Below are 8,993 nucleotides of genomic sequence, written 5' to 3'. Positions count from 1 at the left end.
CGGACTACCGGGGTCCTCACGTGGCATCGGCGCGACACCAGCGCCCCGCTAGGCGTCAGCGCTCACTCGACCGGCGAAGCGCCGAGGTGGGACGCGAGCAGCTGGGCGAGGTGGATCGACGGTTGGTCGGCGAGCTGGTCGAGCTGGGTGCGGCAGCTGAACCCGTCGGCGAGCACGACCGTGCCGGGTGCCATCGCGCGGACGGCGGGCAGGAGCGCGGTCTCGGCCACGGCGACCGACACCTCGTGGTGGCCGCGCTCGACGCCGAAGTTGCCGGCCAGCCCGCAGCACCCGCCGACCGCGTCCACGTGCGCCCCGGCCGACTCGAGCAGGGCCCGGTCGGTCTCCCACCCCATGACCGCGTGGTGGTGGCAGTGCGGCTGCGCCAGCACCCGCACCCCGTCGAGGCGAGGTGGCTGCCACCCCTCGGTCTCGCTCAGGAGCTCGGCCAGCGTGCGGGTCGCCGCGGCCACGTCGCGGGCCGCGGCGTCGTCCGCACCGAGCAGCCGCGGTGCGTCGTCACGCAGCACGGCCACGCACGGAGGCTCGAGGCCGACGATCGGGACGCCGGCCCGGGCGTGCACGGCGAGGTCGTCGACGGTGCCCCGCAGGATGCGTGCGGCGGCGTCGAGCTGGCCGGTCGAGATCCAGGTCAGGCCGCAGCAGCGCGGCGCGTCGGGCACCTCGACGCGGTACCCGGCGGCCTCGAGGACCCGGACGGTCGCGATGGCGACCTCGGGGTCGAAGCGGTCGCTGAAGGTGTCGGCCCACAGCAGCACCGGCGGCCGGGACGCGAGGTCGGTCGGCGCATCGCCGGCGGGCCGGCGACGGAACGCACGGGAGAACGGCCGCGGCGCGAAGCGGGGCAGGTCGCGGCGCTGGTCGACGCCCGCAGCCCACCGCGCCAACTTCGCGATCGCCGGGACGTCCAACGCACGTGAGGCCAGCCTGGGTGCCAGGCCAGCCAACCGTGCCCAGCGGGGGAGCTGGCCGAGGGCGTAGTGGCTGCGCGGGCGGAGGCGCCCGCCGTAGGTGCGGTGCAGAGCCTCGGCCTTGTAGGTGGCCACGTCCACGCCGGCGGGACAGTCGACGGCGCAGCCCTTGCAGGCCAGGCACAGGTCGAGCGCATCGTGCAGCTCGCGTGACGCGAACCCGTCGGTGACCAGCCGCCCGTCGACCACCTCCTGCAGCACGCGCGCCCGCCCGCGGGTCGAGTCCTTCTCGTCGCCGGTGGCGAGGTAGGACGGGCACATCACCGCCCCGCGCTCGGTCCGGTCGGCGCGGCACGCACCGACGCCGATGCAGCGGTGCACAGCTGCGCCGAGGTCGTCTCCGTCCTCGGGGAAGGTGAAGCCGCCGGACACGGGCGCCACGGCTGACGGGAGCCGGAGGTCGGCGTCGGCGGGACGCGGCCGGACGAGCACGCCGGGGTTCAGGGTGCCGTCGGGGTCGAGCGCGGCCTCGAAGGCCGCGAAGGCGTCGAGCACCTCCGGCGGGTACATCCGCGGCAGCAGCTCGGAGCGCGCCCGCCCGTCACCGTGCTCGCCGGACATCGATCCGCCGAAGCCGGCGACGAGGTCGGCTGCGTCCTCGAGGAACCGACGGAACACACCGACGCCGCGGTCCGGCCCGCCGCGCGGCCCGAACGGCAGGTCGATCCGTGCGTGGACGCAGCCGTCGCCGAAGTGGCCGTAGGGGAGCGTGGTCAGCCCGTGGTCGTCGAGCAGCGCGTCGAAGGCGCGCAGGTACTCGCCGAGCCGAACGGGCGGGACGGCGGCGTCCTCCCACCCGGCGTGGGCGGGTTCGCCGTCGGCCGAGCGTGACGACAGCGCCGCGCCGTCCTCGCGGATCCGCCAGAGCGCTCGGGCGGCCGTGACGTCGTCGATCTCGAGGTGGGCGGTGGCGTCGGCGTCGGTCAGCAATCGCCGCGCCGCCGACCGCAGTTCGCCGAGGTCGTCACCGGCGAGCTCCACGAACAGCCACGCCGCACCGTCGGGCAGCGGCGGGACGGCGGATGCCCCGCGTCGGCGGATCACCGCGTCGACGATGCGCCGGTCGATGCCCTCGACCGCGACGGGTCGGTGGGGGAGGAGGGCGGGGACGGCGTCACCGGCTGCGGCGACGTCCGGGTAGCCGAGGACCACCAGCAGCGTGGTGGTCGGCACGGGCACGAGCCAGAGGATCGCACCCAGGGTGATCGCGCAGGTGCCCTCGCTGCCGACCAGGGCGCGGGCGAGGTCCGCCCCGCGGTCCGGCAGCAGGTGGTGGAGCCCGTAGCCGGACACCTGGCGGGGGAAGCGGTCGAGGTGGGTGTCGATGGCGTCGGCGTACCGCTCGGTGAGCGCGGCCAGCGCGGGGTCCAGCGGCGCTGAGCGAGGGTCGTCGGCGGGACCGACGGTCAGCTCGTTGCCACGCCCCGTCACGACGTCCAGGCGCACGACGTTGTCGACGGTGCGCCCGTAGCCGAGCGCCCGGGTGCCGCAGGCGTTGTTGCCGAGCATCCCGCCGAGCGTGCAGCGGTCGTGGGTGGAGGGGTCGGGTCCGAAGCGCAGCCCGTGCGGCGCGGCCGCCCGCTGGAGGTCGCTCAGCACGACCCCCGGCTCGACCCGGACCGTCCGGGCGTCCGGATCGAGGTCGCCGATGGCCGTCAGGTGCCGCGAGGTGTCCAGCACGATGCCGGGCCCGACGGCGTTGCCCGCGATGGACGTGCCGCCGCCGCGGAGGGTCAGGCCGACGCCGAGCGACCGGGCCACCTCGAGCGCCGCGATCACCTCGTCGCGGTGGCGGGGGAAGGCGACGGCGAGCGGCGGGACGCGGTAGAGCGACGCGTCGGTCGAGTACTCCGCCCGTCGCCGGGTCGACGCGTCGACCTCGACCAGCCCGGCGATCGACAGCGAGGCGGCGACCTGCGCCGGGGATGGCCCGCTCGACGACGATGGCGACGGTGCGGTCGGCGTGGCCGGCGTGGCGGCGGGCGGCGTCACCAGAGCTCGAGCGACCGGGTCAGGATCCCCGCCAGGTCGTCCTCGGTGACCGGCTTCGGTGCCGTCGCCAGCAGCCGCTGCTGCTTCATCGTCCCCTCGACCAGGTCCGGCACGTCGGCCTCGCCGAACCCGACGCCACCGACCCCGTTCGGCAGACCGATGTCACGGATCAGCGCGGTGATGGCCGCGGGTAGCTGCTCGGTGGGGTCGTCGCTGCGGTCGAGGTCGGGAGCGAGCAGTTCAGCCACCCGAAGGTGGCGCTCGGGTGCAGCGTCGAACGTGAACCGGAAGGCCTCCGGGGCGGTCAGCGCCACGGCCATCCCGTGGGGGACCATCGCGTGATCGTCGGGGTAGTCGGCGGGGTGGAAGTCCCGCACCCTCCCCGCGATCGGGTACGCGTTGGCGTGCGGGATGTGGACCCCGGCGTTGCCGAACCCGAGCCCGGCGAACGTCGCGGCCATCGCCATCTCGCCGCGGGCGGTGGCGTCGTCCGGGTCACGGACCGCGGTGCGGAACGAGCGTGCGAGGAGCTGTAGCGACCGCTCGGACCACAGGTCGGCGATGGGGTTGGAGCCGCAGTAGGGGACCCGCTCCTCGGGACGCTTGCGGTCGTAGGCGGTGTACGGCTTGGCGGTGTAGCTCTCGAGCGCGTGGCAGAGGATGTCCATCCCGGCCGCCGCGGTGACGCCGGCCGGCTGCGTCACGGTCAGGTCCGGGTCGACCACCGCGAGCACCGGCCGGAGCGCCGCGTGGCTGATGCCGGTCTTGATCTGCAGATCGAGCACGTCGAGCACGCAGATGGTGGTGGACTCCGACCCCGTCCCGGTCGTCGTCGGGACCGCGACGAGCAGCGGCAACGGCTGCGTCGGGGCGCGACCCTCGCCGACCGGCGGGTTGATGTAGTCGAACAGTTCACCCGGGTTGGAGGTCAGGAGCGCGACGGCCTTGGCCGTGTCGATGCTCGAACCACCCCCGACGGCGACGATCGCGTCCCACGGACCGGTATCGCGGGCGTGCTCGATGGCGTCGCGCAGCGAGGCGTCGGTCGGCTCGACGTGGACGCGGTCGAAGACGACCCCCTCGACGCCGTACCCGGCCATCGCGTCGACGATGCGCTGCGGGTGCCCGGTCGCGGCGACGCCGGCGTCGGTGACGACCAGCACCCGCCGGGCCCCCCGGCTCGCGAGGTCGTGGCCGAGCTCGAGCGAGGCGCCCGGTCCGAACTTCAGCGCCGGCGCTGCGTAGGTGAAGATCGTCTCTCGTCCGGTGGCGTCCACGCCGCTCCCCTCGGTGGCTCGGCGGAGCCTACGACGGTGCGGGTGACCCCCGCCGAGGGTCCGCGACCCGGGGTCGCGATCGGGGCCGCGACCGGGCGAGGCGAACGGAACGTTCCGAGCCTGTTCGTTCCGGTCCCGGGGCTAGGCTCCCGGTCGGCCCCACCGGCTGAACCTCCCTCATCGAGCAACGGAGCGTGGCGTGGACTTCCTGCTGTCCGAGGAGCAAGAGGCGTTCATCGCCAGCGTGCGAGCGTTCGCCGCCGAGCACGTCGCGCCGGGCATCCTCGAGCGCGACCGGGCCGGCCGCTGGGACCCCGACGTGTGGGCGAAGGTCGCCGAGTTCGGCCTGGCCGGGTTGCCCGTGCCGACCGAGTACGGCGGGTCGGGTGCGGACGTCCTCACGACCGGCCTGGCGCTCGAGGCGCTCGCCTACAGCGGGATGGACGCCGGGCTGAACCTGTCGCTCGGCGCGCACCTGACCATCGGCTGCATGCCGATCGCGCTGCACGGCACCGAGGAGCAGAAGCAGCGGTGGCTGCCACGGATGGCGTCCGGCGAGTCGATCGGTGCGTTCGCGATCACCGAGCCGGAGGCCGGATCGGACACCGCCGGGATGAGATCCAGCGCCCGACGCGAGGGCGACACGTTCGTCCTCAACGGGACCAAGACCTTCATCACCAACGGCTCGCTCGCCGACGTCGTGACCGTCGTCGCGCGGACCGACCCGGACGCGCCGGCTGGGAACGCCTTCACCGCGTTCCTGGTCGAGACCGACTCGCCCGGGTTCGAGGTGTCCAAAGAGCTCCGCAAGCTCGGCAACCGGACCTCGCCGACCGTCGAGCTGTCGTTCACCGACGTGGCGGTCCCCGAGTCGAACATCCTCGGCGACGAGGGCACGGCCCTGTGGGCCGTCGGCTTCGAGTGCTTCGACTGGGAGCGCACCTGCATGATCGCCAGCGCGGTCGGCGGCATGCAGCGCGGGCTCGACGTGTCGATCCGCTACGCCAAGGAACGCGAAGCCTTCGGCAAGCCGATCGCGAAGTTCGGCGCGATCCAGCACAAGCTCGCGCAGATGGCCATCCGGCTCGAGAACGCCCGGCTGCTGCAACGGCAGGCGGCCTGGCTCAAGGACAACGGCCACGAGCACCAGCTGCAGGCGTCCATGGCCAAGGCCTACGTGGGGGAAGCCGCGGTCCAGAACGCGCTCGAGGCCATCCAGATCCACGGCGGCTGGGGCTACATCGACGAGTTCCACGTCGAGCGGAGCCTGCGCGACGCCAAGCTCGCCACCATCGGCGGCGGCACGACCGAGATCCAGGAGATGATCATCGCCCGGACCCTCCTCGCCTGACCGGGAGGCAGAGTCGGGGCGGGGGCCTACCCTCGATGGGCCCCGACCCGAGAGCTGTCCGTGTCCGTGCCGTCCGCTGTCGTCGACCGACGCGACCCGATCGTCGCACCGACCGACCGCGCCCTGGTCGAGGTCACCGGCGGCGACCGGATCAGCTACCTCGAGGCCGTCACCTCGCAGGCGTTGGCTGACGCGAAGCCCTTCGAGGCCCGCGGCGCGCTGCACCTCGACATCCACGGCGCACCGCTGCACGCCTTCGACGTGCTGGTGCACCCCGAGCGGCTGTGGCTGCTGGTGGCGACCCGCGCCCTGGCCGAGGATGTCGTGACCGTGCTCGGTGGCCGCACCTTCTTGGCCGACGCGAGCTTCGCCATCATCGACGATCTGGTGGTCTCGAGCCTGCGCGGGCCGGGAGCGATCGAGGTCGCGACCGACGCCGGGCTCGGGATCGGCGCCGGGCGGTGGGACAGCGACGACGCGCTGGTCCGCGTCGGCCGGCCCGCGGGGATCGACCTGATCGGGCCAGCCGACGAGGTCGAGGAGGCGGTCGCCGCCTGCGAGGCTGCGGGTGCCGTGCGCGGGGGTGCGGCTGACCTCGAGGACGCGCGGATCGTCGTCGGTGAACCCGCATGGGGCGCTGAGGTGGCGGCACCGCACCTGCCCGAGGAGCTCGGCCTGTTGCCGACGCACGTGCACCTCGCCAAGGGCTGCTACCCGGGCCAGGAAGCGGTGGCGCGCATGTGGCAGCTCGGCCGACCCCGCCGCCGGCTCGCGGTCGTGGACGCCGCCGTCCCGGTCGGCGCCGGCGATGAGCTCGGCGAGGGACGTCGCCGGGTCACCGTGACCTCCGCCACCCGCGCTGGCGATGTCGCGCTGGCGTTCGTGCCCGCCGACGCCGAGGTCGGTGCCGCCTACGAGGGTGACGAGGGTCAGGTGCTGACCGTCCGCCGACTGGTCGGCGAAGGGCAGCCGCAGCCGGGCGCCGACCCCAACGTGGCGCGACGCCGCGACGCCCGCGCGAGCTGAGCCCCGTGGACCCGCTCCGCCAGCTGACGCTCGACCAGCTCCGGACCCGCGGCAGCCTCAAGTGGAGGGCCTACCCGTCGGACGTCCTGCCGCTGTTCGTCGCCGAGATGGATGCACCGGTCGCCGAACCGGTCGTGCGCGCCATCAGCGACGCGGTCGCGTCGGGTGACACCGGGTACCCGTACGGGGCTGTGCCGTACGCCGAAGCGCTCGAACGCTTCGCCGCCGAGCGGTGGGGCTGGCACCTCGATCCGGACGCCGCCGCCCTGGTCCCGGACGTCATGGGTGGCATCGTCGAGGTGCTGGGCCTGACCACCGACCCGGGTGATGCCGTCATCGTCAACCCGCCGGTCTACCCGCCGTTCTTCGCCTACATCGAGCACGCGGGGCGACGCGTCGAGGAGGCGCCGCTCGGCGCGGACCTGCGCCTCGACCTCGATGCCATCGAGGCGGCGATGGCTCGCGCCGTCACGGGTGGCCGCCGTGCTGCCTACCTGCTGTGCAGCCCGCACAACCCGACCGGTGTCCTCCACACCGAGGCGGAGCTGACCGCGGTCGCCGAGCTGGCGAGCCAGTACGGCGTGCGCGTGATCGTCGACGAGATCCACGCCCCGCTCGTCCTCGCACCGCACCGGTTCGTGCCCTACCTCAGCGTGCCCGGCGGTGAGCGCGGGTTCGCGTTGCACTCGGCCTCGAAGGGCTGGCACCTGGCTGGCATCAAGGCCGCGCTGGCCGTCGCGGGCGCCGACGCGGCCGATGACCTCGCCCGGATGCCCGAGGTCGTGTGGCACGGCGCCAGCTACCTCGGCGTCACCGCGCACGTCGCCGCCCTCGACCACGCCCGCGGGTGGCTCGACGACCTGCTCGCCTCGATCGGGCGGAACGTCGACCTGTTCGAGGGGCTGCTCGCCGAGCACCTCTCCGCCGTGCGGTACCGACGGAACGAGGCGACCTACCTCGCCTGGCTCGATCTCCGCGCCCTCGGGCTCGGCGACGACCCGGCGGCCACGTTCCTCGATCGGGGTCGGGTCGCGCTCGTGCCCGGCCAGGAGTTCGGCACGGGCGGCGCTGGGCACGCCCGCCTCAACCTCGCCACCTCACCCGAGATCCTCGAGGAAGCGGTCCGCCGCATGGCGTCGGCCCTGGCCTGAGCCTCGACATCGACGCGATCGGCGTCGAACCGAGCGTCAGTCGAGCTCGGCGAGCGCCTTCAGGACCTGGTCGGCGTGGGTCTCGGTCTGGACGCGCTTCCACACCTTGGCGACCGTGCCGCCGGCGTCGACGAGGAACGTCGAGCGGATGACTCCGACGGTGGTCTTGCCGTAGAGGACCTTCTCGCCGTAGGCGCCGTACGCCTCGAGGGCCGCACGCTCGGGGTCGGCCAGGAGCGTGTGGGGCAGGTCGTACTTGCCGGCGAACGTCGCGTGGGACTCGACGGTGTCGGGCGAGATCCCGAGCACGGTCGCCCCCGCCGCCTCGAACTCGGCCCACTGGTCACGGATCCCGCAGGCCTGGGTCGTGCACCCCGGTGTGTCGTCCTTGGGGTAGAAGTAGATGACGACGGGCCGGCCGCGGAGGTCCTCGAGCGACACCTCGCGACCGTCCTGGTCCGGCAGGGTGAAGGTGGGGGCGGGCTGTCCGGCCTCGATCACGGTGCGGCTCCTGACGGGATGCGGTCGGGCGGACGGACGGTAGCCGCCCCCCGGACGCGTACGGTGCTCGTCGGGTCCCGATCGGACCCGACGACACGACGACGAGGTGCCCGGTGAGCGAGCAGGACGACACGACCAAGAGGGACGACGAACCGGCAGGCGTCGCCGAGCCGAGCGCTGATGCGGCCACCATCGAGGTGTTCGTCGAGGTCCCGATGGGCTCACGCAACAAGTACGAGTGGAACTTCGAGCGCCAGGCCCTCGAACTCGACCGCATGCTGTTCACGGCCGTGCGGTACCCGGGCGACTACGGGTTCATCCCCGAGACGCTCGCGCTCGACGGTGACCACCTCGACGTCGTCGTGATCCTCGGCGAGCCCACGTTCCCCGGCTGCACCATCGAAGCGCGCGTGCTCGGGATGCTCGACATGTCCGACGACAAGGGCGTGGACGAGAAGATCCTCGCCGTGGCAGACATGGATCCGCGCTGGCGCAACCTGCACACCCTCGAGGACGTACCGGACCACCTGCTCGACGAGATCGCCCACTTCTTCGCGATCTACAAGGACCTCGAGCAGAAGCTGGTCGACGTGCGTGGCTGGCGGAGCCGGGAGCAGGCCTTCCAGGTGATCGCCGAGGCCCGCGAGCGCTACGAGGGGCCGATCGAGGCCATCACCTACCCGAACTGACCCGGAGCGAGCCG

General features: G+C 73.4%; 7 protein-coding genes. 4 read left to right on the top strand and 3 right to left on the bottom strand.

Annotated features, from left to right (window positions below):
* Nucleotides 1-62 precede the first annotated feature (62 nt).
* Together WEB03_RS10145 and WEB03_RS10140 are read right to left on the bottom strand one after the other, a co-directional pair.
* Nucleotides 63-2,894 (bottom strand): FAD-binding and (Fe-S)-binding domain-containing protein, encoded by a 2,832-nt coding sequence (locus tag WEB03_RS10145; RefSeq protein ID WP_368070835.1) that lies wholly within the window; start codon nt 2,892-2,894, stop codon nt 63-65.
* An 86-nt stretch (nt 2,895-2,980) separates the two neighbouring features.
* Complete coding sequence (locus WEB03_RS10140; protein ID WP_368070825.1) at nt 2,981-4,261, bottom strand: hydroxyacid-oxoacid transhydrogenase; 1,281 nt, start codon at nt 4,259-4,261, stop codon at nt 2,981-2,983.
* A gap of 199 nt (nt 4,262-4,460) precedes the next feature.
* Here WEB03_RS10140 and WEB03_RS10135 point away from each other — a divergent pair, with 199 nt between their 5' ends.
* From WEB03_RS10135 to WEB03_RS10125, 3 genes are read left to right on the top strand one after another with little or no spacing between them, the layout of a single operon-like run.
* Nucleotides 4,461-5,612 carry an acyl-CoA dehydrogenase family protein gene (locus WEB03_RS10135; protein ID WP_368070824.1) on the top strand — a complete coding sequence of 384 codons (1,152 nt, stop codon included), beginning with the start codon at nt 4,461-4,463 and terminating at the stop codon, nt 5,610-5,612.
* A 60-nt stretch (nt 5,613-5,672) separates the two neighbouring features.
* A complete protein-coding gene (locus WEB03_RS10130) occupies nt 5,673-6,638 on the top strand; it encodes a folate-binding protein YgfZ (protein ID WP_368070823.1) in 966 nt (321 codons plus the stop codon).
* 5 nt (nt 6,639-6,643) lie between these two features.
* On the top strand, nt 6,644-7,789 hold the full coding sequence (locus WEB03_RS10125) for a MalY/PatB family protein (RefSeq protein WP_368070822.1): 1,146 nt from the start codon (nt 6,644-6,646) through the stop codon (nt 7,787-7,789).
* 36 nt (nt 7,790-7,825) lie between these two features.
* On the opposite strand, the gene bcp is transcribed toward WEB03_RS10125, so the two are convergent.
* Nucleotides 7,826-8,287 (bottom strand): thioredoxin-dependent thiol peroxidase, encoded by a 462-nt coding sequence (bcp, locus tag WEB03_RS10120; RefSeq protein ID WP_368070834.1) that lies wholly within the window; start codon nt 8,285-8,287, stop codon nt 7,826-7,828.
* Nucleotides 8,288-8,481: 194 nt separating this feature from the next.
* Between bcp and WEB03_RS10115 the strand changes: the two genes are divergently transcribed.
* Nucleotides 8,482-8,979: an inorganic diphosphatase gene (locus WEB03_RS10115; protein WP_368070833.1), complete on the top strand. Its 498-nt coding sequence runs from the start codon at nt 8,482-8,484 to the stop codon at nt 8,977-8,979.
* The last annotated feature ends 14 nt before the right edge of the window (nt 8,980-8,993 follow it).

The sequence above is a fragment of the Nitriliruptor sp. genome (assembly GCF_040882075.1).
Taxonomy (GTDB): domain Bacteria; phylum Actinomycetota; class Nitriliruptoria; order Nitriliruptorales; family Nitriliruptoraceae; genus Nitriliruptor.
Note: the sequence above shows the minus strand (reverse complement) of the source record. Positions and strands in the feature narration are given on the sequence as shown.